The organism is Cohnella sp. SGD-V74 (assembly GCF_003001675.1).
Lineage (GTDB): Bacteria > Bacillota > Bacilli > Paenibacillales > Paenibacillaceae > Cohnella.
The window spans coordinates 86,943-113,149 of record NZ_PVYW01000002.1 but is presented as its reverse complement, the minus strand read 5'-3'; the positions used below and the strand labels follow the sequence as shown (position 1 = coordinate 113,149).

Below are 26,207 nucleotides of genomic sequence, written 5' to 3'. Positions count from 1 at the left end.
CTTTTGCTTGACGTACCCCCGGTACGCCTTCACAAAAGTTCCTTGCATGGAACGAAAATTCGGCAACATCTGCTTTCCTCGGAGTATGCATACACGCCCTAGCGCGACATGAATTAAATTTACCTAAAGCTTCGGATTTGAAGGGGAATGTTGGTATAATAAATCTGGAACAAATTTACCATGTCGGAGGTTAGCGCATGTCACAGGCCCCTGTCGTCCGGCTGCAGAACGTGACCAAGGTCATCGGCAAACGGACGATCATCGACCGAGTGTCTTTCGAAGTTCGTCCGGGCGAAGTGTTCGGTTTCCTCGGTCCCAACGGTTCGGGCAAAACGACGACGATCCGGATGATCGTCGGGTTAATGGGATTAACCGCGGGAGATATTCACATCGCGGACCACAGCATCAAGACCGAGTATCCCCGAGCGATCGTCCATGTCGGCGCGATCGTGGAAAACCCTGAAATGTACAAGTTTTTGACCGGTTATCAGAATTTGCTTCACTATGCTCGCATGATTCCTTCCGTTACCGAGGAGAGAATTCAAGAGGTCATCGAACTGGTAGGGCTTCAAGGACGCATTCACGACAAGGTGAAGAAGTATTCTCTCGGCATGCGCCAGCGGCTCGGCGTCGCACAGGCGATCATGCACAGGCCCAAGCTCCTCGTATTGGACGAGCCGACGAACGGGCTCGATCCGGCGGGCATTCGCGAGCTGAGGGACTATTTGCGCAAATTGGCTCAAGACGAAGGGACGGCCGTGCTCGTCTCCTCGCATCTTCTGTCCGAGATGGAACTGATGTGCGACCGGGTCGCGATTCTCCAGAAAGGCCAGATCATCGATATTCGTTCGATCAGAGGACAAGCAGCCGAAGGAGAAAATGTCGCGCTGGAGGAAGTGCAATTCGACGTCGACCATCCCGACGCGGCGCTCGGCATTCTGGAAGGTCAAGGAGACGGACGGATCGAGGGCGGCATCTTGACGCTGTCGTCCGACCGCAAGGGCATCGCGGTCGTGAATCGCAGATTGGTGGAGGCGGGAATCAACGTCTACGGAATCCGCGTGAAGACGAAGTCGTTGGAAGACCAATTCCTCGAAGTGACGGGAAGTGAAACCATTGGCTAACTTTATCAACCTGATTCTGAACGAGAATATGAAAATTTACCGTCGAATCCGCACGTGGATCATGTTCGGCTTTATCCTGCTCCTTCCGCCGCTCGTGTCCTTGGCGATCTATCTGGCCGGGGGAGACGGCATTTCCGGATGGAGCATCATGATGACGGAGTCGTACATTCTCTACTCGCTCATTACCATATTCGCCGTCGTGGTGGCTGCCGACAGTGTCGCAGGCGAGTTTACGTGGGGCACGATCAAGCTTCTGCTGATCCGCCCCTGGAGCCGATCGACGATTCTGCTGTCCAAATATTTGGCCACGCTGCTGTTCGCCTTGTTCTTCACGGCGGCGGCGTTCGTCGTGACGTTCCTGTCCAACTGGCTGATCTTCGGATTGGGCGATACGACTCTGTCCACGTCCGGGCTGTCCAATTGGGAGTATATCATCCGGTTCTACCTGTTCCAATTCATTACGCTCATCATGATCGTGACGTTCGGCTTCACGATGTCCTCGGCTTTCCGCAGCGGGGGACTGGCGATCGGCTTGTCGATCTCCTTCCTGTTCGCCGGCAATCTCATCACCGGCTTGTTCGCGCTCGCGAACAAAGGCTGGGTGAAGTACGTTCTGTTCATGCATCTCGACTTGACCAATTACATCGACGGGGGATCGGGACCTATTCCGAATCACCCGACTACGCTGGGCTTCTCGCTCGCGATTCTGGCGGTTTATTTCGTCTTCTTCAACGCCGTCTCCTGGACGGTGTTCAAGAAGCGTGACGTGGCGGCGTAAGCCGCTCCGATCGAACAGAAAGCTATTCAGAGCCATCCTTTGAGGATGGCTTTTTGGCATGGGCGAATCAAGGTAGCTTGACAATGATACGAAATGTATCTAAATTATAAATGAATGATACATAGATTGTTAGTGGAGGGTGACCAATGATCGACACACACTGTCACATTCTGCCGATGTGCGATGATGGGCCCGAAAATTGGGACCAAGCGGTGGAGATGGCCAAGGAGGCAGTTCGACAAGGCATTACCGACGTGATAGCGACTCCCCATCATGGCAAGGCCAACTATATCAATTGGCCCGGCAAAATTGATATGCTTGTCGTTCAGTTAAACGACAGGCTAACCGCTAACGGTATCGCGCTTACCGTCTGGCCGGGGCAGGAGTATCATCTGGCAGGGCGCAATAGCTTGGAAACGGGGACCATTCGTCCGTTGGGCGTCAGCAAGTACGTTCTGTTGGAGCTTCCTTCTAAACAAACGCCTGCCAATTGGCGCTATGCCCTTCGCTCCGTTCGGCATGCAGGATACGCTCCGATCATTGCTCATCCGGAAAAGCACCTTCCTTTCTTGCGGCATCCGAGCAGATTAAGAGAATGGCGCAATGAAGGAGCCTATTTTCAGTTGACGGCTCCATCATTGCTTGGTGATTACGGCAAAGAAATTCAACAAGTTGCTTTTCAAATGGCGACCAGTGGATGGGCTCATCTTCTGGCATCTGATGCACATGATATAAACAAGCGTGCATTTAAACTCCGAGAAGCTTATGGAATACTGGAGACAATGATTGAAAAAAGTAATCTTAATAAACTTTATGAAAATGCAGAAAACTTAATGAAAGATGAAAGCATTGGAAGTATGTTGACTGTGTCCATGCCGCGGGCAAAGAAACGAATAATCGATTTTTGGTGGTAAACTTAGTATCAAACAACCATGTAAGGCTCATAAATCAACAAAGCTCAGAGATAGCTTTCCTGAGCTATTTCGTTTGTTTTCTTAATTACACTTACTTGAAAAATTGGAATACTTGCAACTAAAATGGTTAAAATACGTATACCATTTGAAGGATTATTTTTGTTTAATTTGTAAAAAAAGGGGTGTAAAGGAAGCTTAGCTGTTTCTCGTATTCATCAAATACAAGAAAGAAGGTAGCGAATATGTTATTAACAGACTTGGACGATGTTAATCCGGTGAACAAATCAAATGGAAGAATGATTCAATGGGATGCTTCATCAAACAAACATATTTATGTTATTCCTCCGCTTACCATTGGAGAATCGCTGCCAACCGCCGCGGCAACGTACCGGGGGAAATTTTTTCTTATCATTGGCGTCGCCTTCGAAACCCCGGATAAACTCTATATCTGCATGAAGTTAAGCAATGAAACCTATGATTGGATACAAATAACTTAAGGAGGCAACAACTAATGGCAATTAATGTTTCAGAGGTGAATGTAAAATATTATGGGGCAAAAGGCGACGGCACATCAGATGACACATTAGCAATACAGAATGCTATTGATAGTACAAACGGAGGCGTCATTTTTTTCCCGTTGGGGGTATACAAAATCTCTGCTCCCTTAGTGATTAAAAGAGGGATCACCCTCAGAGGCGTAGGAACGTTTGATGATATTGCAGGAAGTTCTTCGAAAATTGTCCTTGCCGATAACTCAAATTGTTCCATGATTAAGACGCCTGCTGCCGTTGGTGGTTCTGCTACGCATTATATGGCTCTCGAGAACCTTGTTTTTTTCGGGAACAAGTTTAATCAAACGACAGAAAATCCAATGGTTATGTTTTGGGGAGCTTGGGTAGGTTCATGGATTCGAAGCTGTGCATTTTTCGATAATTACGGACCTGCGCTATCCTTTGGTGGTGGAGGTTGTGATGTTGAGTTATCCCATATATGGGTGTCGGGAACAGATACTACGGGCTATGCAGTAGAATTCAATCCCGGTACATCAGGTTCGTGGCGCGATGGGATTATGGGAATGCACGATATCTACATCGAGCGCACAACTAATGGTATGAAAGCCGCAGACCCCACTGACCGAACGAAATACGGGAAATCCATTCATGCAAACCGTCTTGTCCGATTATCTATTACTGAGATTCATTTCGAACATACGTTGATCGGAATGGATATAGATAAATGTATGTCCATACACATTGGAACAGCCTCGAGCGCTCATATGGGGGATCCCGCGAGAGAATCCGCATTGTTTCGATTTCTTGGATCCGATTCTTCGGTAGTAAAGGTAGAAACTGCAGAATCAATTAACTGTTCCTCCAACTTTAATATGGTAATGCCTGCAAGCGGGGTCTCATCCAACGAAATTATGACTATTCCTGCCGGGGCGGGTAATGGGTTTCTGGCAAATTACGGATATTCGGAACAAGACGGTCGTACGGGGTATTTCCTTCCGCAAAGCACCAGAGTTTTGAATCAGTTAAAGCTCGTAAGAAATGGAGGATGGGACGGACAAAGGTTCATCTTGCAGGTTGATGAAAGCGATGAGAATAAATACCATTACTTAAAAGGCGCTTCAGAGCGAGTGGATATTGGAACTCGTTATGGGAAGTCTAGCGAAAAGTACTTAATTAGTTGTCGAAGCGGTGAAGGGGCAGATCCGGGCGATGCCGTGTTTCTTGGCGGGACCTTATACGTAGACAATAGGACGGACGCGGCATATGTGGAGAACGGAGGGATATTCAATATTCAAAACGTTCCTGTGGTCGGAAAAGGATCAAATTTGTTCGAACGAATTTCCACGGTACGCTTGGGGACAGGGGCTCCGACAGCAAACGCACAATTTGTTGGTCAAATCTACGTAGATACAAGCAACAAGAACGGATATTTATCTGTGAATGTTGGATCTGGAGCGAGTGATTGGAAAAAAATCACTCCATAACTTGATTTAGTGGATTAAAAGCGCTGGAAAGAGGAGCTGAGCTATATTCCTCTTTCCAGCGTTTCTTTGTTGTATTACCTCTTCTCTAGCCCTTTGTTCGAAACCTTTCCCCCGCAAGTACCCAATATCTCCCTTTAGCTTCAGGCTATTCCAACGGTTCTCCTCCCCATATGAGGAGACAATTGAGAGATTTCCACAGTCGAGAGAAACAAAAATATGCTTGACATGATACTCAATGTATCATAAATTGAGGATATAAGGATACGAATTGTAACTTTTTCTGATTCTAATGCGTTGGAGGTTACAGAATGGAACTAGGAGTGAAGGATTACTTTAGAGTCATGATCAAGAGATGGTGGATTATTGCAACGATTGTTGTAATAGTATGCGGATTAACTGCCGGTTATGGGAGGTATTTCTCCGATCCTGTCTATGAGACGAATTCGAAGTTAATCGTCATCAGTTCAAAGACTGAGATGAACGTCGGAAGGTTGGATAGCAATGAAATCAGTACAAACATCATGCTAGTTGAGACCTACAAAGAAATTATTACCTCTCCCGCAATATTGGAAAAAGTGATTACCCAGTATCCCGAAATTCAAATGGACCTTAACCAATTGATCTCGAATATCAAAGTAGCTTCTTCTAGCGGATCTCAAGTGATGAATATTTCCATCAGAAGCACCAATCTTGATCAAGCCGTCATAGCCGTCAATGCCGTAGCGGAAGTCTTCAAAGAAGAAATTCCCAAGATTATGAATGTAGATAATATCACGATTCTTAGCCAAGCTAAGGCGTCGGATCATCGAACTCCTGTTTCTTACAGTATCTTCATTACGACGATGATTGCTTTCGTTCTTTCCTTATTCTTCTCGGTTGGTTTTGTATTTTTACTGGAATACCTCGACAATACGTTGAAGTCTGAAAGGGATGTCGAAATGTACTTGGGCATACCTACTCTTACCATACTAGGAAGAATAAAGACGACGAAGGTTGCAAAAAACGCAGGCGCCAAAAATAAATCTGTCATAGGAGAGAGCATTCATGTCAGCGCTCATCAATAAGTCAAGGCTGATCGTGCAATCGACTTCCAAGTCCATAGCAGGCGAAGCCTATCGAACTCTGCAAACTAACATCCAATTTGCTTCTCTCAATAAGGAAATCAAGACACTCCTTGTTACCTCAACCATTCCTGGAGAAGGCAAATCAACAACGATTAGCAACCTTGCTATTGCTTATGCGGAATCTAACAAAAAAGTTCTTCTTATCGATGCGGATCTGCGACGCCCCAGTCTTCACAAAATGTTTTCCACGTCATCACGGTTTGGGTTATCTTACTTGCTTACAAAGCAGTGCAAGCTCGAAGAATCGATCATCGACACGTTCATTCCAAACTTATCACTGATTTCCTCGGGTCCGGTTGTTTCAAATCCATATGAACTGCTAAATTCAGGAGCATTGTCAAGTCTGCTAGATGATCTAAAATCCTTGTTTGACATCATTCTAATAGATTCTTCGCCGCTAATGCCCGTCTCGGATTCACTGATCGTATCTGCCAAGTGCGATGGCGTGCTTTACGTCATTCATTACGGGAAGGTTAAAAAGGAAGCTGCGCAAAAGGGAATTGCGAGTCTCCGCAATGCCGAAGCTAACATTATTGGCGCCGTAATTAATAACAAAAAGAACCATAAGGTCTCCTATTATTACTAAATGATTCAATAGATGTTCTAAGGTAATGTCTACACTACCTTTATCAATGTAGGCACTCGTTCATACTGTGGGTGGCAGGGCCACCTTAGACGTTAATCGTCAAGGGTATGAAGTGAGGGGGGGTTGAATGCCCCATTTTTAAATAACCAAGCTATGTTTTTTTGGATGATTTCGAAGGGAAAGGGCTCTGTAGCTTCACGAAAATATAGCTTGATTATTTAACGCATAAAGCTATTAGGAGGGAAATAAATGAAGAAAAAAGTAAAGAAGGCGATTATACCGGCTGCCGGACTGGGAACACGTTTTCTGCCGGCAACGAAGGCAATGCCTAAAGAAATGCTTCCAATTGTAGATAAACCAACTATCCAATACATCGTGGAAGAGGCGGTAGAGTCCGGAATCGAAGATATTATCATTGTCACAGGGAAAAACAAACGCGCGATCGAGGATCATTTCGATAATGCTTTCGAATTGGAGAAGGTACTGCTTGAGAAGCAGAAACTTAAGCTGCTTGAAGAAGTTCAACGTTCAACCAACATAGTCGACATCCATTATATTCGTCAAAAAGAACCGAAGGGATTAGGACATGCGGTATGGTGTGCCCGCAAATTTATTGGCAACGAGCCTTTTGCTGTCTTGTTAGGAGACGATATTGTCAAGTCTCAGTTGCCATGTCTATTGCAATTAATACGTCAATTCGAATTGCACCAAAAATCTGTTATTGGCATTCAACCTGTTGCGCGCGAAGAGGTTAGTCGTTACGGCATAATCGTTCCAGGTATGAATAATGGAAGGTTATATGAGACTTTAGGATTCGTTGAAAAGCCGGAACAAGAAGAATCGCCTTCCAATTTAGCGATCATGGGGCGCTACATTCTAACTCCTGCCATCTTTGATTTCCTGGAATGTGCAGAACAGGGGGCTGGAGGAGAGATTCAATTAACGGATGCTATTCAAAAGCTAGCCCAAGTGGAACAAGTATTCGGATATCATTTTGAAGGAACGCGTTATGACGTGGGAGAGAAGTTGGGCTTTATTCTTACCACGCTTGATTTTGCCCTGATGAACGGAGAACTGAAGACGCCTTTAATGCAAGCACTTGAAGGAATCATGCAGCGCAATAGTACTCTTGTAAGATAGGAGCAAGATAGGATGAGCATTCGTGAACGCGAGGTTGTAATAGATTCCCAAAAATACGTAATCGGACAAGCTGTTCAGCGGAATCGTGATCACTTTACATCTCCTGCCAGCAAGAGAGGCTTGGATTTATTCTGTGCTACTGCTGGTCTGATTGCGCTTACTCCGCTCTTCATTTTGATAGCGATTCTAATAAAACTTGAAGATCCGAGAGCTCCGGTTTTCTTTTCCCAGGTCAGAGTTGGCAAGGACGGTAAACTATTTAGAATGTATAAATTTCGGTCTATGTTGATAAGGGCGGAAGAAATGCTTCAACCGCTGATTCATAAGAATGAAGTGCAAGGAGCGATGTTTAAAATAAAGAACGATCCTCGAATCACTAAAGTAGGCAGATGGATACGTAAGCTAAGCATAGATGAATTGCCCCAGTTATGGAATGTTTTTAAAGGCGATATGAGCATGGTGGGACCGCGCCCGCCGTTGCCTCGGGAAGTGCAACAGTATACAGCTTACGATCTTCAACGCTTAGTGGTTACTCCGGGATGTACGGGGTTATGGCAAGTTAGCGGCAGAAATAACGTAGGGTTTAAGGATATGGTAGAAATGGATCTCAAATATATCTCCGAAAGAAGCTTCATGTCGGATGTCATTATCCTATTAAAGACTGTCCGCCTCTTCTTCGGATCTAAAGATGCTTTCTAGTGAAGGGGCGGATAATAAGATGGAAAAACCTACCGCCATATGGATAACGAACATTCCTGTACCCTATCGTTATAGGCTTTATGAATCCTTTTGCAACAATGAGAGATTCGATGGCCGAATATGGTTTGATTCGTTGTCCTATGGAGAAAGTTGGGCAACTCAGCTAAACGAAAAAGTGAGTTATGAGATTTTGGGGGGGAGAACGTTAAATAACGAGACAGGGAAAACTCCCATCAGCTTTAATCTCATTCGGCGCCTTAGAGAGCAATCTCCCGATATTGTCGTACTGACTGATTTTTCACCGTTATGGATCTTTCAAACGTTGTTCTACATGGCTACGGTCTCAAAAAAGATTAAGCTTGTATCCATGACCGACGAAAACCGGGATTTCTTTAGCAAGATGTCATTCAAATGGCTACGCTTGTTGTTTCGCAAAATCGTTCTTCAAAACTCACAGTTATGCATCTGCTGCAGCCAACGATCCAGCGATCATATTCAAGCCATTTCTAAGAGTATCAAAGGGAAGACGATAGTTTCATATTTGACGCCAGAAGCAAGCTATTATGGAGACGAGAATACAAGAAACCCCGGAAAGGAAATCCACATTTTAACGGTTTGTCGATTGGTCGAGTTGAAGCGCGTCGATAGGATTATTAAAGCAGTGGCGTTGCTCCATGTCAGGGCAAGTCACTTAAGATGGAAACTATCGATTGCCGGGGATGGGGAGGAAGTTGACAAGCTCCAACAGCTCGCCAAGGAAGTCGGTATTGAAAATAATATTATGTTTTTGGGAAGGGTTATCGGAAAAAAACTGAGGGACGTATACCGACAGTCTGACATCTTTATGCTTACCAGCTACAAGGAACCTTGGGGCGTCGTTGTTCATGAAGCCATGCTGAGCGGTCTGGTTCCAATTGTAACTAGAGCGGTTGGAGCGTCGGAAATGGTTGAAAAAGCGGGAGGCATTGTAGTCGAAGATCAAATTGCCGAGGATACGCTGATAGCTCGATTAGCTGATGCATTAGAAGATTTGATTCTTGATTCGGCTAAGCTAAGAGATTTGCAAATCAAAATTGCGAGAGATGCATCCCAGGTCACTATCGATCATGAAGTCGCAGCTTGCATATCCGCGATATGACGGGAGAAGTGGGGAATGAGCGCACTTAGAATCGCTTTGGTTCACAATTACTATCAACAGTCCGGCGGAGAGGATAAAGTCGTCGAACAGGAAAGAGACCTCCTCAATGAAATGGGACATGAAGTCGTTGTATATCAGCGGCACAATGATAGTATAAGCACAATGACTCGAATGGCTAAGTTAGGGGCGACGTTCGGTACAATTTGGTCATGGAGCTCCTATAGGGACATGAGGGCTTTTATAAGGAGCAACAAACCGGATATCGTCCACTTTCATAATACGTTTCCTTTAATCTCTCCGTCTGCTTACTATGCGGCTAAGAAAGAGGGCATTCCCGTCATTCAAACTTTGCATAATTATCGGTTATTATGCCCGGGGGGAGCACTTTTTAGGAAAAGCGAAGTTTGCGAAAGATGTATAGACCAGAGTCTGATCCATGCGGTTCGCCTGGGATGTTATAGAAGCTCAAGACTGCAGAGCGCAGTTGTTGCTGTCATGTTGGCATTTAATCGCTGGATTGGAACCTGGAATAGAAAGGTTGATCGATATATCGTGCTGACCGAATTCGCGAAGCAAAAGTTCGTAAAGAGTGGGTTTCCCGAAGAACGCATTTGGGTTAAACCGAATTTCAGATCGTCTCATCGGAATACTTCTACTCCGGACAACAAGGCGGAGTTTTTTTTGTACGTTGGCCGGCTATCCGCCGAGAAGGGGATTAAGCAGCTAGTTCAGACATGGATGTTATTGGAAGAGGATAAAAAGCTTGTGATTGTTGGAGACGGTCCTGACGAGCAGGAATTGAAGCAAATCGCGAAGGGGAAGGCCAATATTGCTTTCCTAGGGAAGCGGGACTCCTCCAGTGTTATGAGGCACATGGCAGAAGCACGTTTTTTAATTACCCCTTCCGTTTGTTACGAAGGTTTTCCAATGGCCATTATAGAAGCCTACTCAGTCGGCACACCGGTCATTTGCAATCAGATCGGTTCGCTGCAGGAAATCGTTAAAGAGGGAGTAACAGGATTTCATTACAATGTGAATGATGCGCAAGATCTAATGAGAGTGATTAGGAGAACCGAAGACGAAGCGGTATATCGCGAGTTGACGAATAATGTGAAGCAAACGTTTTTCTCTAAATATACTAAAGACATGAATTCGGTAAATCTCATGCAGTTATACGAGCAGGTCTTGAAACATCCCGACGAAATTTCCGAAACCAGTTCCTTGCTAAAATCGGGTTATGTGCTGGAATCCAGAGTCACTGCACTCAAGTTTCAAGAAACGGTTAGTCTGATAGAAAAATGGATAGCGGATGAAGAGAAAAAGTACGTGTGCGTGTGTACCACTCATTCTCTCGTCACTGCGACCCAACGCGAGGATTTCAAACAAGCGCTTCATGGGGCGGGAATCTGTACGCCCGACGGGATGCCGTTAGTTTGGGCATTAAAGGCTTTAGGGTTCGCCGATCAGGACCGGGTGGACGGCACCTCTCTCATGATGGAGCTTTGCAGGCTTTCTGCCATTAAAGGGTATCGGGTTTATCTCTACGGCTGTACGCCGCAAACATTGGAAACAATAACTAAAAAACTTGAATTCGAGTATCCAGGAATTCATATTGTCGGCGCGGCTTCTCCCCCTTTCAGAACGTTAACGGAAGAGGAAGAGTCCATATATCTTCAGCAAATCAACGATACCAGGCCCGATCTCGTTTTCGTAGCGCTTGGATGTCCTAAACAAGAAGTTTGGATGTACAGAAATCGGAATCAGGTTAAGGGGATTATGTTGGGGGTAGGAGCGGCCTTTGACTATGTGGCAGGCAACATAACCAGACCTCCGGCATTCGTGCAAAAGTGGGGATTCGAATGGTTGTTCCGACTGTTGATGGAACCGAGACGTCTTTGGAAGAGATACTTTTATAATAACTCGGCATTTATTTATAAGTACCTAAAATCGTTTAACCTGAATTACGCTAAAACGAAAAATCCGCGTATGGAATCCGAACCCAGATGACATCCCCTATGAATTGGCCCTTTTTTGGAAGAGCCTAATCATTGCTAGCGAGACAGAATAATATAGTACAAACCAAAGGAGGAAAAGGGAACGGTATAAGGAGGGGCGACAACATGAGCATAACGGGAATATTCGATGTGAAGGCCTATGGGGCTACCGGCAATGGTACCACGGACGATTCGGCGGCGGTTCAGAGAACGATTCAAGCAGCAATGGCATCAAATTCCGGCGGTAAAATCATTTATTTTCCGGAAGGTCGCTACAGGATAGAAAGCTATTTGACGATTAATCATCCTGCTCTAGTTTGGACAGGCAACAATGCTACGTTAACGACAAATGCAGCATCAAGGTATTTAACGATTCAATCCGGTTTGGAGATTTCCAACCTGATATTGGATAAATACTATCTCTATCTTCCTTCAACTCACAAAAACTCAGGGAAGATGTTTATTCGCGGTAATATGTTCAAGAACAGTCCGGCTCAAGCGATTATTAGCGACGCCGGAGCTGAAATGATGCCTTCTAACATCGAAATCAGCAGCAATTCGTTCGATAACTGCTGTTATGCGGTATATGGATCGTATTCAAACTCGATTATCGCCGATAACACGATACAGAATTCAATAAACAGAAATATCGAAATTGCTAGTGGTTCCAACAACCTGATTACGGGTAATCGTATAAGTTCGGGAGTTACGGGGATATGCTTCTTGCTTAATCGCAAGTCTACTCAAGGAATCGGCTTGGATAACAACGTGATTAGCAACAATCGTATCAGCAATATATCCGAAGAAGCAATCAGTCTGGATATCCACGGGAATAACTCTGGTTCCAGCGGGAGCGTAGTCAAGGGAACAGTATCTTCCGTTACGGTCGGCAACTCGCAAATTCGTATCGTCCCCAGCTTTAGATTGGATAATCCTTCTAACGGGTATAAGAATTTGTACGTCGTGTTCTTATCCGGAAAGGCAAAGGGTCAAGCGCTCAAAATCGATTCTATGGGACCTGACGGAAAATCTTATCTCCAACTGGTTGGGGGGAACGCGAAGGATATTGCAGTGGGTGATCGAATTGTGCTGCAGGTCGGGGTGGTCGGAACCATCATATCGAATAATACGATCTCCAATGCTCAAACAGGAATCGACTTGTACGGAGTAGCTATGGAAACGGTTGTCTCAGGGAATCACATTGATACATGCAAGCCCGATGGGATAAGGGTGTCGTCTCTTTACGGAGTGCTGGATGGATCGTATGGCATGGTGTTTAATAATACAATTACTTCCAATATTCTAAAAGATGCCAACATCAATGTCGGCATTATTACATTCGGTCCTCCGATCGACGTGTATGCGTCCGGTAATCAGGTGATTTCTAATACGCTCATCAACGGAAATCTGTTGTACTCGTACCAGGACGAAGTTTTAGTCAGCGACAACGTAGTCGCGGGTTCCGGAGTTACCTCCATCGCGAATTGTTCAACTTCTTTGCCCGTACCTTCTCAAAAATATTTGTCACAGCAACGCTTCCTGAAGGGGAAAGCTGGAACTGAGGACAGTGTGTACGTGTGTGTGCAGACAGCGAATGGCACGTATCAATGGAAAGCGTTGAAATAGCAGGTTAACTTTTTGGAGAATTCCACATCGTGGAATTCTCTTTTTTTGTAAAGCTAAAAGGAGCGGTGAATGGATGAGGCTCATTCTACTTTCCGGAGGATCTGGCAAGAGGTTATGGCCGTTGTCAAACGATGTCAGGTCCAAACAGTTTTTGAAAATACTTAAAGGCCCAGATAATCAGCCTGAATCTATGGTACAGAGAGTGTGGCGACAATTGCTGACGTCGCATCTTGCGGAAAAATGCATATTCGCCACAAGCGCTAACCAGTCCAATATGATTGTGAACCAGCTTGGTACGAAAGTTCCGACAATCGTGGAACCGGAAAGAAGAGATACGTTTCCGGCGATCTCTTTAGCAGCATCTTATCTCTATTCGGTTCAGAGAGTCGATCTAGATGAGACGATCATTGTAATGCCCGTAGATGCTTATGTGGAAGATGAGTTCTTCGAATCGATTAAAGCGTTAGACGACGTCTTAGCTGATAGTTCGTCTGATTTGGCATTGATGGGGGTGCAACCTACATATCCATCAACCAAATATGGTTATATCGTAGCTGAGAGAAATTCGGAAAGCGAATATTTTCTGAACGTTAGGAAATTTCAAGAGAAGCCTTCCGAAGCTGATGCTCTGTCTTTAATAAGTAAGAAAAACGCTTATTGGAACTGCGGAATATTCGCCTTCAAATTAAATTATCTGATTGGAAAAATGAAAAAGGAAGGAATCCCGACTCTCTATGATCGTTTGATTAAACAGTACTCTGTTTTGAAAAAAACAAGCTTTGATTACGAAGTCGTTGAGAAGGAAAATCGTATTGCTATGTTGCCATACCAAGGAGAATGGAAGGATCTAGGTACATGGAACACGCTAACAGAAGAAATGTCAGATTCGCAAATCGGCCTTGGAACAATCAGCAGTGACTCAACGAATACGCACTTGATTAATGAGCTCCATATTCCGGTCACCGTTCTCGGCGTATCCAATTCGATTGTAGTCGTGAGTCCTGACGGAGTTCTCGTTGCGGACAAGGCTTGCAGTCCCAGGCTCAAAGAAATGCTTGCAGTAGATCAACGTCCCATGTTTGAAGAGCATACTTGGGGGACGAGCAAAGTGCTTGATTACGCGAAAAACGGAGAAGAATACGAAATTCTGACAAGAAGGTTGATGATCGGGGCTGGAGAGCAAACAGGGGTGGAAGTTCACTTCAAGCGTCTTGAAGTTTGGAGCGTGATTAGCGGAACGGGGGAGATCTACCTGGATGGCAAAACTTTTTATGTGCAGAAAGGATTTACATGCCAGATTCCCCCCAAAACCAAGCATGGAATAAAGGCTTTTAGCGATCTTTATCTTGTGGAAATTCAAGATGGAAGCCCTCTGGAAATGGACGATGTCGAAAGCTTTACATTTCTCTGGGGGAGCGCGGTGGTATGAGATGCTGATGGCGGAACGAAGTAATCCGTATTTTCCTTTAATCTCGGGCAGCGAACAAGGAAATAGATCATTTACAGTTGCTATGCTAATGTTGATTCTCTTTTGTTGCAGTTTGGTCGATTTGCCGAATAGAGTATCGCTTGGACCGGTCTCCGTTCAGGGTGCATTGACCTTATCATACGGTGGCCTTTCCTTATATATGTGGCTGTATAGGCCTACAAGCACCCTTCGTATTTATCACGGAATGAGTTTTATCTACTTTATTTTGTGGTGTTGGGCAAGCTTCATTTGGCATGAGGTTAACAAATCCGGGTTGCAAAATATATTTGTTTTTATGACGTTTTTTACCCTTATCGTTCTTGTGTCGAGAGAACATGCCCGAGATGGGAATTTTCAAAACCGGATTCGAAAGTATTTGAAGGTTGCTGTCGGGATTGCTATGCTTATTTATTTTCCTTCGTTAGTGACAGACGGTCTAGGAAATGAGAGATGGATCAGCTCAAGGGGATTTGCCTTATTTGCTCTAGTGGGTTTGGCTATGCTTTTGTCCGAATGGAGGTATACCCAGAAGAAGAGATGGTTTTTCGCTTCGCTGGGAGTACTGCTAACGATTACGTTGAGCCTATCTCGAACTGCCATGGTAGCCGGCGTAGTGCTGCTTATTGTATCGCGATACGGGTTTAAGGGAGCTAAGCAGAAATTAAAATTTTTTACTTTCGTAGCCACTTGCCTGGGATTGCTTGGCTACACGGTTTTTAATTTTTCTCCTATCCAAGAAAGGTTTTTTGAGGGGGATACCTCATTGTCCATAGGAGGTATACCAGTAAACGCCATGGGAAGGACGAATATTTGGGATACGGTCATTCAATCATACTGGAACGCGCCCTGGGTCGGAGGCGGAGCAGGGTCGGCGGAAAGCGCTTTGGCTCGAAGATTCGGGGTAGAGACACAGCCGCATAACGATTATTTGAGAATTTTGCACGATTATGGAATGGTAGGTTTCTCTATCTGGTTTGCTTGTTTGGTCGGTATCCTGATCGCTGCTTGGAGATCGTGGAGTAAGGCTGATACACAAGGGAATATAAGCGCGAGAAATCATATGGCCGCTTTTTTAGCTACAGTTGCAATAGCGATCGCTTCATTAACGGATAATGTCGTTATCTATATGTTCGTTATGGCACCGGCAGCTACGCTGATCGGATTATCTATCGGGATGCAACCGACGCCCGATCGTGGAAGCGCGGTGGTGTAAGATGGCGCAGACGAGCTTCCGAAACAAAGTTATTCACGAAGGAACCTACTATATTTTAAGACGCGGATTCGGATTCGTTATCAGTTTCGGCGGCATGTTACTGCTGATGCAGGCTATCGGAGTCGAAAACTACGGACTGTTCGTGTCTATTATCGGCATTATCTCGTTCATGGGCGAGTTGTGCAAGCTTGGAATCAGCCAATATTTGATTCGCAGCGAGTCGGAAGCCGAGCAGCGCCAATACGATGTGGCGTTTACCTTCGTGCTTCTCACGACAGCCGCCGCGGTAGCTGTCGGTGTCGGAATTTCCTTCCTGCTCAAAGCGTGGCTGAACAACGATCACATCCAGCTTCCTTTTCTGGCCACGTTGATCGGAATGCTTAGCGGAGCGTACCTGCTTCCGGCGCTGGCCAAGCTGGAGAGGGGGCTGGAATATCGCAAGGTAGCGGTTTATGAGCTGATGAATCAAATCGTCTACTATGCGTCGGCGTTGGCGCTGGTCTATGCGGGACTCGGGATTTGGGGACTCGTTATCGGCAATCTGCTTCAGGGCGTCATGGCGGTTGCGATCAGCGGCTATTTCTCCCGCTATCGTCCGAGGCTGGTCTGGTCATGGGAACTGCTGAAGACCATGCTGAAGTACGGGTTCGGCAATACGTTATCCAAGCGAATCTGGGAAGTGCGCACGCTTATTAATCCCCTCTTCGTCGCCAAGTTCATCGGGCTGGAGGCGGTCGCGGCCGTATCCATCTCGATTCGGGTTGTCGAGGCGCTTAACTTCATTAATGGAGCCATTCAGACGATTTCCTTTTCCCTTCTATCTAGAATACAGCATGAACGGAAGAGGGTGGAGAATGCGCTGAACGAAGCGATGCTGCTGCAAATTATTTCGATCGTACCGCTGCTGATGGGGTTCGGAATATTGGCGAATTGGATCATTCCGTATTTTTTTGAAGGCGATTTGGACACGGTGCTGCATATTTATCCTTTCGTCGCGATCGAATATAGTATGATCGCGATTTTCAGCATGCCGATCAACATGCTGTATGTTCGAGGAGCGAATTGGGAAGTTTCCAAGTTCAGTTTCGCTTACGTAGGCTTGTTTACACTAACGGCGCTATTGGCGCTGCCGGTATTCGGCATTTACGGTTATGCGGCTGGAGAGATCGTAGCCTTGCTGTCGTACTTCCTTATTCATGCGGAGATTCGAAGAAGCTACACGCTGCAATACAGATTGCCGCTGATCTGTATGGCTACCTGCATTCCGGTCGTGTTTTTGCCAGTACTGCCGTTAAAGTGGGCGCTTCTGGTACTGATCCCGTCAGCGGCGATTATGTTCAGTCTATATCGGAAAATCGATGCGATGTCTTATCTTCACAGGGTGTTGAAAACGAAACAGCTGGGCGTAAGCCCAGGCAGCAAATAAACCAAAATCTATGGAGGGTTCTCGAATGAGCAAAAAAGTATTGGTGACCGGAGCAGGCGGCTTTATCGGCAATCATCTGGTGAATGTGTTGAAGGACAAAGGGTATTACGTCCGCGGGGCAGACCTTAAGAAACCGGAATACTCCGATTCCCGCGCGGACGAGTTTCTGGTAGCGGATCTTCGTTTGTGGGACAAATGCCTTGAGGCGACGGCGGGCATGGATCAGGTGTACGCGTTGGCGGCGGATATGGGCGGCATGGGATATATTACGACCCATCATGCGGAAATTCTGTACAACAATGCTCTGATTAACTTCCATACTTTGGAGGCGGCCAGGCAGAACGGCGTCGGCCGGTATTTGTATACCTCCTCCGCGTGCATCTATCCGGAATATTTACAGACCGAAACGGACGTAAAGCCGCTCAGGGAGGAAGATGCCTACCCGGCGATGCCCCAGGACGCTTACGGTTGGGAGAAGCTCGTGTCGGAGAGGCTCTGCGAGCATTATCGAGAGGATTACGGAATTGAAACCCGAATTGCCAGATTCCACAATATTTTCGGTCCTCTTGGCACGTGGGACGGGGGAAGAGAGAAAGCACCTGCAGCCATATGCCGGAAGGTTGCCTTGGCCAAGCTCAACGGAGAGACCTCGGTTCCCGTATGGGGGGATGGCGAGCAGACCCGCTCTTTCTGTTACGTGGACGATTGCGTCGACGCTATCTATGCCTTGATGCAGTCGGATTATCCTCATCCCTTGAATATCGGGCAAGATCGCCTCATCTCCATTAACGAACTGGTAGGCATCGTTGCCCGCGTTGCAGAGCATGAAGTCGATATTCATCATATCGACGGGCCTCAGGGAGTCCGGGGCAGAAATTCCGACAACACCCGTCTGTACGAGATTTTGCAGTGGCAGCCTGGCGTCACGCTGGAGGAAGGCTTAAGACGTACATACGAATGGATCGAGTCGGAAGTGCGTCAGAAGTATTCGCGAGTGCTTGCCTGATTCCCGGCCGAAAGAGGGGGGATAGCGGCAATGACGGACATTCATGTCGTATCGATCGCGGATAATCACTACGCGCAGCATCTCAGCGTTTCTCTGGTTTCCTTGCTGATGAACAAGTCGCCCGGAAGCAGCGTTCATCTGTACGTGTTAAGCACGGATTTCAACGAAGAGAATCAGTCCAAGCTGCTCGCTAGCGTGGCCGGGTTCGACGCTCACGTCGAATTTATTCAGGCGGACGCCTCCGCTTATCGGGACTTCAGGTTGTTCACCTTCGTGACCAGGGAGACCTTCATTCGTCTCTCGATCCCCGACGTGCTGCCGAATACGGTGGACAAGGTCATTTGCCTGGACAGCGATACGGTCGTAACGGGGGATATCGCCGAACTGTGGCAGATCGACTTCAAGGGGCATGCGATTGCGGCCGTGACCGACGTCGGAGGGCTTTATAGGTGCAAGGATCTAAGCATTCCGGTTCAGCGTTATTTCAACGCCGGAATCTATATGATGAATCTGGCCAAGTGGAGAGAGAAAGAGATCGGCAGCAGAACGTTGGCGTACATCGCTGAGCACACCGAGCGGCTGATCTATCTGGATCAAGACGGTCTTAACGCGATTCTCTACGACGATTGGCTGGAGATAGCGGACAAGTGGAACGTCCAGACCAATATGTTGACAGGGAAGCTTTGGAACAAGAGCAGGAAACCCGGCATCATTCATTACACGGGTCAGATCAAGCCATGGCATTTCAATAGTACCCATCCCTATAAGAAGGCGTACTACGACTATCTGGCCTATACCGAGTGGAGAACATTCCGCCCGAAGATTAACGCCAGGTCAGTCGCGTTAAGAATCGTCCAGCCGGTCAAGAGTTTTCTGAAGAGGATCGCTCCGGAACCGGCGCTTGCGGCGATAAGAAAGCGAACGTAATTCGGAAAGGAGGGACGGCATGTCGATACTGGTTACGGGAGGAGCCGGATACATCGGCTCCCATCTATGCGCGGAACTGCTCGAAGCGGGCTACGATGTCGTCGTCGCCGATAATTTCGTTAACGGAAATGCGGAATCTCTGAGAAGGGTCGAAGAGATCGCGCACAGAAGCCTATCGGTCTATCGCTGCGATTTGCTGGATTCGGCAGGCTTGCGCGGCATTTTCGAAAATCATCGGATCGAAGCGGTCATTCATCTTGCCGGTCTTAAAGCGGTCGGAGAATCGGTAGAGGAGCCGCTCTCGTATTATCGCAATAACGTAGCGGGCACCTTGTCGCTTCTGGAGACGATGCGGCGGTTCGAGGTCAGGAAGCTGGTATTCAGTTCCTCCGCTACCGTATACGGTTCAACGGCTTCCCCTCCGATCTCGGAGGGCTTTTCTTTAGGCGTGACCAATCCTTACGGAAGAACGAAGCTGGTCGTCGAGGAAATACTGGGTGACTTGCACGCTTCGGATCCGAGGTGGAGTATCGCCCTGCTGCGATACTTCAATCCGATTGGCGCTCATTCGAGCGGCAGAATCGGCGAAGATCCTTGCGGTGTGCCAAGTAATCTTATGCCGTATATCACTCAAGTGGCGATCGGACAACGGGAGGAACTGAGAATATTCGGCAACGACTATCCGACGCTGGATGGAACGGGAGTAAGAGATTACATTCATGTCGTAGATCTTGCAACCGGCCATCTGCAAGCGCTGCGGAAGATCGTCGCTTCCCGGGGAATCGACGCCTATAACCTGGGGACCGGCTATGGGGTCAGCGTGCTTCAGCTCGTAAAGGCGTTCGAGAAGGCTTCCGGACGGCAAATCCCGTTTCGGTTCGTCGAGCGCAGGCCCGGGGACGTGGCCGCGAGCTACGCGGATCCGTCCAAAGCCGCCCGCGAGCTGGAATGGAGAGCGACAAGGGGAATCGATGCGATGTGCTTGGACGCCTGGCGCTGGCAACTCGGCAACCCGATGGGGTACGCCGAGATGAGAGAAGGGGGGCAGATTATTCATGAGAATCGCATTCGTCATTCAGTCCTTGCAGTTAGCGGGGTCGGAGAAGGTAGCCTTTGAGCTGATCAGGCACTACCGGGACAAAGGAATGGAATGCTCTCTGTTTACGCTCTTTCAATCGTCCGATCCCGAAGGAAGAGCGCACATGCTGGAACAGCTGGAACGGCTTGAGGTTCGCGTCGTCGAATTGAACAAACGAACCGGACTGTGGAACGCTTTCCGGAACTTGCTGAAGCTGAACCGGGAGATCGCCGCCTTCGGCCCGGACATCATCCACTCTCACGGATGCACGCCGAATATGTATGCAGGTCTGCGCAATGTGTTTTTCCGCAGCATCTATACGATCACCACGATTCATAACGGAGGCGACGATTGGCCCAGCTTCAAGGACCGGCTGTTCGAAAGATTAAGCTTGTACGGCGTCAATCGAATCGTCAGCGTCGCAGAACATGTATCCAGGTACTATCAGGAAAAATTCAGCAGAGCCAGAGGAAAGGTAACGGTCATCGAGAACGGGATCAATACGGAGATGTTCGCGCCGGCCAGCGCTAAAGAGAAGCTGGAGATCCGTCTATCCTTGGGCATTCCGCGCCATACGCCGATTCTGATCCAGGTGGCCAGGCTGGACCCGGTCAAAAACCAGCGCTTCCTTATAGAGACGGCAGCGGTGCTCAAGAAGCAGGGCGTTCCATTCAAGCTTCTGTTCGCGGGGAACATGCTGGATAAGGAATATGCCGATCAAGTGCGTGAAGACATTCAGAGGTTCGGGCTTCAGGACGAAGTGCAGCTTCTCGGGACCAGGGACGACGTCGCCCGCTTGCTGCAGGTCTCCGATGTCTTTCTGTTCCCGTCCCGATATGAGGCTTCGCCCTTGGCGCTGATGGAGGCCATCTTCACAGGAATACCGACGATCAGTTCGGACATACCGGCCACCCGCAAGCTGAAGCAGCTAAGCCCCGTCAATTACATTGTAGAGCAGTCGGCTGAGAAGTGGGCCGGGACAATCGTCGATATCCTGAGCCAGTGCGGGCTGGATAAGCCGCAGATAGCGAATCGTTCGTTTAAGCGCGAGTTTTCGTTCGACCTGGTGGCCGAACGCTATTTGTCACTGTGTCCAGGCAGGCTTCCGCCTAGGCCGCTGCCGCATGGACAACGATCGGAAGACGGAGGAGAAATTCCATGTATGAGGCCAAGCTGATTACCCGACAGGAGTCTTTCATGTCGCTGGAGAACGACTGGGAGGCTCTTGTTCGGCATATCGAGCACGCGGAGATTTTCGATTTCTGGGACTGGAACCGGATTTATGTGAAACATTTTCTCGAAGAAGACCGGCTGTTTGTCGTTGCTTTATACGACGGAGGCCAGTGTATCGCGATTGCGCCTATGCGAATCTATCGTAAGAGATTCAAAAAATTTCCCTTGATGCAGGTTAGGGTCATGCAGCCGATCGACTGCGGTTACAAAGACTATTGCCGATTCTATCTGCACAAAGACTACGACTACTCGGAGTTAATCGACCGATTAATCGACGTGATCGTGGAGCATCGGATGGAGTGGGATTATATAGAGCTTGTGAACTTCAACTCACGCAACGAAACGACTCTTCTGGTCCAGAAGGCGTTCCAAGCGCGCTTAGACACGATGGTGGAACGATACGAGGCGACGCCTTTCGTCGATTACCGCAGACTGTCGAAGGAAACGGTCAATAAGCAGAGACTGAGCGCCATCGACCGCAAGGAAAGGAAGCTGCTCCGCGAAAACCGGGTCAACATTCAGGTCGGACAGCCGTTCGACCAGAAGAAATGGGAGACCATGGTCAATATTCACAAGCTTAAATGGGGAGAAACGAGCGTATTCCGCGATCCCAGATCGATCGCTTTCTGGAACGAGCTGCTTGTCGCTCTGGACAAACGGAACCAGCTGGAATTTTCCTTTCTCGAAGTGGAAGGTCAATTGGCGGCAGCCCACATGGGATTTCAGACGGACAAGAAGATCTACTACTATACCCCGGCCTTCGATCAGGCGTATGCCGATAAGGGAGTCGGCCTGGTCTTGCTCAAGCGAATGATGTCGCACTACCGGGAACAGAGCAAAGAGGAGTTCGATTTCCTGCGCGGAAGCGAGAGCTACAAGTTTTATTGGGCTGACCAGTCGGGGATGAACCATAATATTTACGTTCTTAACGGCGGCATCAAGAAATGGCTGCTTAAAGGCTACGTAGCGATAAAAACGGGATCGAGAAGGATAAGGAAGGAAGGTTAGGCCGATGAACGCGAGAATCGTCTCTACCAGAGCCGAGTTCAAGCTTCTGGAAGAGGATTGGAATGCGTTGACGGACAGTATGGAAAGCTGCGATCCGTACGATACGTTCGATTGGGTGGAGGGGAGCTTGAACCATGTACACCCTCCCGGCTTAAAGTTGTTTATCGTCGTTGTATACGACGAAGCCAAGTGCGTCGCAATCGCTCCTCTTCAAATCGTTACGGAATCGAGAGCTTTCGTGAAAACCAAAGTGCTGCGTCCGTTAAACGAGAACCAAACGCCCTACTGCGGATTCTGCCTGCATAAGGAGTACAGCGAGATTGCTTTGTTAAAGGAGATCATGGAGGCGCTTGAAGAGCGGCGGGGCGAGTGGGATCTGCTTCATCTGACCGATCTGAACACGAAGAGCAACATGACGTTTCTGGTCGAGAAGCTGTGGGGAGATCATTACAAGACCTACGCGCACAAATCAATGATTACGCCGTATTTGAACTTCAAGAACTATCCTTGCAAAATCAATAAGCGTCAAATTCGAGAAATCGAGAGAAAAGAGAGAAAGCTGTGCAAGGAGCACGAAGTCAGCATAAGGATCGATCAACCGTACAGCAAAGAGGTCTGGAACAGGTTGGTTGAACTAAACGTCGAGAAATGGGAAAAGACGAGCAAGTTTCTGAGCGCCGGAAACAGAAGGTTCTACGAGAGCCTTGCCGCAGGATGGCGGAAGGGAAGGCTGAGCTTCTCCTACATCGAAATCGACGGGCGAATAGAAGCGATCAGCGTCTGCGTCGTTTTCAATCGAAATGTGTACGGAAAATTCATGAACTACGCGCCGGAATTCGCGCGCAGAAGCATCGGACTCATCCTGACGAATAGACTTCTGCACTACATGCACGAGCAGGGGATGGAAGAGTGCGATTTCGAGGACGGCACTCAAGCTTACAAATTTTATTGGACGGATACCGTCAGAAACAACTATCACATTCAAGTCGTGAACAACAACGGCAAGAAGCTATGGCTTGTCGTTCAAATCTCCTTGCGGACAATGGCGCAAACGTTCGGCATTCTCGAGTTCTATCATCGTACCCAATCATTCGTTCGTTCCATGATCCGCGTGCGGAAAAGAGGGAAGTCCAAAGATGCTGAGGCTAGGGATATTACTTGGCAGCAAGACGTGGAGATGGTGGGAAACCGAGTGCATTAGAAGCGTGCTCGAATCCGGATACGCCGTCGTTCCCGTCCTGATCGTGCACGACGAGACCTCCCGGAGAGAGGAAGAGACGATTCTGTATCGCGCGATGAAACGGAGAGCCGACCGGTCCGCAAGGACGATGAAACGGCGTTCACTGCGCTCGATTCTGCCGGACGTTCCGGTCGTGGAATGGAGCGAAGGCTCTTCCGATCGATTGGGAGAGTTGTCCGCCTATCGTCTGGATGCGATTCTCAGTTTTCGCCAGGGGCCGTCCGTTCCCGAATTGGCGGGGATTTGCAAATATGGGGTGTGGGAGTTTGCGTACGGGGAAGAGCGACTCTCTTCCGTATTCGATTATTCTTTCCGTTGCTTGCTTAACCGAGAACCGACGGTTACCGTATCGTTAATTCGTCGCGAAACGGGAACTTATGCCGTTCTTAAAGAGGGAACGGTGCGTGCGAAGCTGCAATCCTATTTCCGCAACATCGATACGATTCACGATGCCGGTCTGGATCTGCTTTCGTACGCGTGCCGGGATTTGACGGCCGGAAACGCATCTTATCTGGAACGTTGGCGGGAAGCGGAGATCTTTGCACGGGAATCCACAGTCCGAGGAACCGTTATCGAAGCGATGAAGATCAGTTGGACGATGCTCGGTCGCAAAGCCCGGAACTTGGTCCGCCACTGGCTTGTCGCCGAACACTGGAACGTTGGCATCGTGAACAAGCCGATACAGGCTTTCCTGGATGACCCGGATACGTCTCGAGCCGAATGGATGCCGAAACGGGACGCTTATGCTGCGGATCCGTTCGGAATTTGCGCAAACGGAGTCGGGCGCATTATGTACGAGGAGTTCGATTACAGAACGGGTAAGGGGGTACTGCGAACGGCCGAGCACGACGGACGATTCCTGGCGGACGGACGCGAGACCAATATCGAGCTTCCCGTCCATTTGTCTTACCCGTATCTGTTCTCCGACGGGGAGCGGATTTACTGTATTCCCGAATCGCATCAGGCTTCCATGGTTTCGCTTTACCGAGCCGACGATTTTCCGCATGGATGGGTGAAAGTACGGGATATCTTACACGGGTTCCGGGCAACAGACTCTTCGATAATCCGCCATGAGGGCCGTTGGTGGCTCTTCTGCACTGACGAAGCCGCGGGTCCTGATTCCCACCTGCACATCTGGTATGCTTCCGAACTGGAGGGGGAATGGCTGCCTCATCCCATGAATCCGGCCAAAGTGGATATCCGTTCCGCGCGTCCCGCCGGGACGCCGTTCTATCGAGGGAACAGCCTCTACAGGCCGGCTCAGGATTGCGCTGAGACATACGGCGCGGCCGTAATGCTCAATCGGATTATAACGCTGACCACCGAAGAGTTCGCCGAGACGGCGGAAGCCAGGCTGGCTCCCGATCCGAACGGTCCTTACCCTGCGGGCCTCCATACGCTATCTGCCATCGGGGACCGTACGCTGCTGGATTCCAAGACGGAGACCGTCAATTGGCGTGTGTTCTCCCTAAGGCTTAGAGATCGACTTCGCGACGGGCTGGAGCGGTTGAAGAAGCGCAAGCAGAACCCCGCATTGTCCGGACGGATCGAAGAGAAAGAGGGCTGTTATGCCGAATAAACAGATCATTCCTATCGTCGCTGCTACGGACGAGGGGTACGCTCAGCATTTGGCGGTCGCCATGAAGTCGCTCGCAGCGAATCTGGCAACCGCCGGAGCGAATTTCTACGTGCTGCACAACGGACTGTCGGCAAGAGCGAAGGAAAAGCTTGAACGAAGTCTCGACGGAGAACGGGCGTCCATTCGGTTTATCCCCGTCGATCTCGGAACGTTCGGCAGCTTGCCGACCAATCATCATATCAACGAGATTTCCTACTGCAAGATCATCGTGCCCGAGCTGCTGGAATCCTTGCAACTGCGCAAAGCGATTTATATCGATTGCGATATCGTCGTGAAGCGCGACCTGCTCCCTCTATGGAATCTGGATCTGCAAGGCCATGCATTGGCCGCCGTTCGCGACATCGGAGGAGATTGCCGCAAAGAGGAGCTTGGCATTCCCGTCGACTCCGCTTATTTTAATGCGGGAATCCTCGTATTCGACGTGCACAGGTGGACGGAAGATAGATTGTCCCGCAAAGTGTGGAGCATGGTGGCCCGTCACCCGGAGAAACTGATGTTCCACGACCAGGACGCGTTAAATGCGGTTCTCCACGACGATTGGCTGGAGTTGCCTGCCTGCTGGAACTTCCAAAGCAATATGATTCTTGCCGGCTTGGAACCGGCGGACCCGTGCATCGTTCATTATACGGGAGCGTCCAAACCGTGGCATTACGCCAATCATCATCCTTACGCTGACGATTACTTCAAATATTTGGCCCAAACTTCATGGGCGTCCTTCAGGCCGGAGAGAACGTTGCGCATGACCGTCAAACAGATCGTCAAGACGGCGCTGCCGGCCTCTACGCTGCGGTTGTTAAGCAGGCTGAAACGAACGGCGACGAGTTAATGCAAGGCTATTTTGGCAGAGTCG

22 protein-coding genes and 1 pseudogene are annotated in these 26,207 nt (G+C 48.4%); all 23 read left to right on the top strand.

The genetic code is table 11. From position 1 onward, the window contains the following. Positions 1-197 precede the first annotated feature (197 nt). The 23 genes and pseudogenes from B0G52_RS03240 (at position 198) to B0G52_RS03130 (ending at position 26,183) form a co-directional block, all read left to right on the top strand. Positions 198-1,124 (top strand): ABC transporter ATP-binding protein, encoded by a 927-nt coding sequence (locus tag B0G52_RS03240; protein WP_094042090.1) that lies wholly within the window; start codon positions 198-200, stop codon positions 1,122-1,124. Beyond that, a complete protein-coding gene (locus tag B0G52_RS03235) occupies positions 1,117-1,902 on the top strand; it encodes an ABC transporter permease (protein ID WP_094042089.1) in 786 nt (261 codons plus the stop codon). Before B0G52_RS03240 ends, B0G52_RS03235 begins: the two co-directional genes overlap by 8 nt. A 146-nt stretch (positions 1,903-2,048) precedes the next feature. Next, positions 2,049-2,816 carry a tyrosine-protein phosphatase gene (locus B0G52_RS03230; RefSeq protein ID WP_094042088.1) on the top strand — a complete coding sequence of 256 codons (768 nt, stop codon included), beginning with the start codon at positions 2,049-2,051 and terminating at the stop codon, positions 2,814-2,816. Between the two features lie 242 nt (positions 2,817-3,058). Beyond that, positions 3,059-3,313: a hypothetical protein gene (locus tag B0G52_RS03225; protein WP_094042087.1), complete on the top strand. Its 255-nt coding sequence runs from the start codon at positions 3,059-3,061 to the stop codon at positions 3,311-3,313. A gap of 14 nt (positions 3,314-3,327) precedes the next feature. Continuing rightward, positions 3,328-4,812 carry a glycosyl hydrolase family 28-related protein gene (locus tag B0G52_RS03220; RefSeq protein ID WP_094042086.1) on the top strand — a complete coding sequence of 495 codons (1,485 nt, stop codon included), beginning with the start codon at positions 3,328-3,330 and terminating at the stop codon, positions 4,810-4,812. Between the two features lie 308 nt (positions 4,813-5,120). Beyond that, positions 5,121-5,876 carry a YveK family protein gene (locus B0G52_RS03215; protein WP_094042085.1) on the top strand — a complete coding sequence of 252 codons (756 nt, stop codon included), beginning with the start codon at positions 5,121-5,123 and terminating at the stop codon, positions 5,874-5,876. Further along, a complete protein-coding gene (locus B0G52_RS03210; RefSeq protein ID WP_094042084.1) occupies positions 5,857-6,522 on the top strand; it encodes a CpsD/CapB family tyrosine-protein kinase in 666 nt (221 codons plus the stop codon). Before B0G52_RS03215 ends, B0G52_RS03210 begins: the two co-directional genes overlap by 20 nt. 249 nt (positions 6,523-6,771) lie before the next feature. Further along, on the top strand, positions 6,772-7,662 hold the full coding sequence (galU, locus tag B0G52_RS03205) for a UTP--glucose-1-phosphate uridylyltransferase GalU (protein WP_094042083.1): 891 nt from the start codon (positions 6,772-6,774) through the stop codon (positions 7,660-7,662). Positions 7,663-7,674: 12 nt separating this feature from the next. Further along, positions 7,675-8,361, top strand: coding sequence for a sugar transferase (locus B0G52_RS03200; RefSeq protein ID WP_094042082.1), 687 nt, complete (start codon positions 7,675-7,677; stop codon positions 8,359-8,361). Between the two features lie 19 nt (positions 8,362-8,380). After that, positions 8,381-9,499: a glycosyltransferase family 4 protein gene (locus B0G52_RS03195; RefSeq protein WP_158223559.1), complete on the top strand. Its 1,119-nt coding sequence runs from the start codon at positions 8,381-8,383 to the stop codon at positions 9,497-9,499. A gap of 15 nt (positions 9,500-9,514) precedes the next feature. After that, positions 9,515-11,506, top strand: coding sequence for a WecB/TagA/CpsF family glycosyltransferase (locus tag B0G52_RS03190; protein WP_094042080.1), 1,992 nt, complete (start codon positions 9,515-9,517; stop codon positions 11,504-11,506). Between the two features lie 113 nt (positions 11,507-11,619). Then, positions 11,620-13,119 carry a glycosyl hydrolase family 28-related protein gene (locus B0G52_RS03185; protein ID WP_094042079.1) on the top strand — a complete coding sequence of 500 codons (1,500 nt, stop codon included), beginning with the start codon at positions 11,620-11,622 and terminating at the stop codon, positions 13,117-13,119. A 73-nt stretch (positions 13,120-13,192) separates the two neighbouring features. Beyond that, positions 13,193-14,548: a sugar phosphate nucleotidyltransferase gene (locus tag B0G52_RS03180; RefSeq protein WP_094042078.1), complete on the top strand. Its 1,356-nt coding sequence runs from the start codon at positions 13,193-13,195 to the stop codon at positions 14,546-14,548. A 1-nt stretch (position 14,549) separates the two neighbouring features. Beyond that, positions 14,550-15,800, top strand: a complete 1,251-nt coding sequence (locus tag B0G52_RS03175; protein WP_158223558.1) for an O-antigen ligase family protein — start codon at positions 14,550-14,552, stop codon at positions 15,798-15,800. A gap of 1 nt (position 15,801) precedes the next feature. Beyond that, positions 15,802-17,226, top strand: coding sequence for an oligosaccharide flippase family protein (locus B0G52_RS03170; RefSeq protein WP_094042076.1), 1,425 nt, complete (start codon positions 15,802-15,804; stop codon positions 17,224-17,226). Positions 17,227-17,251: 25 nt separating this feature from the next. Further along, the gene (locus tag B0G52_RS03165; protein ID WP_094042075.1) at positions 17,252-18,232 is read left to right on the top strand and encodes an NAD-dependent epimerase/dehydratase family protein; all 981 of its coding nucleotides are present in this window, start codon (positions 17,252-17,254) and stop codon (positions 18,230-18,232) included. A gap of 30 nt (positions 18,233-18,262) precedes the next feature. Further along, positions 18,263-19,159 carry a glycosyltransferase family 8 protein gene (locus B0G52_RS03160; protein ID WP_094042074.1) on the top strand — a complete coding sequence of 299 codons (897 nt, stop codon included), beginning with the start codon at positions 18,263-18,265 and terminating at the stop codon, positions 19,157-19,159. A 19-nt stretch (positions 19,160-19,178) separates the two neighbouring features. Beyond that, positions 19,179-20,183: pseudogene (gene galE, locus B0G52_RS03155) on the top strand (UDP-glucose 4-epimerase GalE); the annotation flags it as partial. Positions 20,184-20,214: 31 nt separating this feature from the next. Continuing rightward, complete coding sequence (locus B0G52_RS03150) at positions 20,215-21,414, top strand: glycosyltransferase (protein WP_094042072.1); 1,200 nt, start codon at positions 20,215-20,217, stop codon at positions 21,412-21,414. Next, positions 21,396-22,478 (top strand): GNAT family N-acetyltransferase, encoded by a 1,083-nt coding sequence (locus B0G52_RS03145; protein WP_094042071.1) that lies wholly within the window; start codon positions 21,396-21,398, stop codon positions 22,476-22,478. Before B0G52_RS03150 ends, B0G52_RS03145 begins: the two co-directional genes overlap by 19 nt. Positions 22,479-22,482: 4 nt before the next feature. Next, positions 22,483-23,679 (top strand): GNAT family N-acetyltransferase, encoded by a 1,197-nt coding sequence (locus B0G52_RS03140; protein ID WP_094042070.1) that lies wholly within the window; start codon positions 22,483-22,485, stop codon positions 23,677-23,679. Next, complete coding sequence (locus B0G52_RS03135; RefSeq protein ID WP_143762507.1) at positions 23,615-25,297, top strand: glucosamine inositolphosphorylceramide transferase family protein; 1,683 nt, start codon at positions 23,615-23,617, stop codon at positions 25,295-25,297. The genes B0G52_RS03140 and B0G52_RS03135 overlap by 65 nt, the downstream gene beginning before the upstream one ends. Further along, positions 25,287-26,183 (top strand): glycosyltransferase family 8 protein, encoded by an 897-nt coding sequence (locus B0G52_RS03130; protein WP_094042068.1) that lies wholly within the window; start codon positions 25,287-25,289, stop codon positions 26,181-26,183. The genes B0G52_RS03135 and B0G52_RS03130 overlap by 11 nt, the downstream gene beginning before the upstream one ends. The last annotated feature ends 24 nt before the right edge of the window (positions 26,184-26,207 follow it).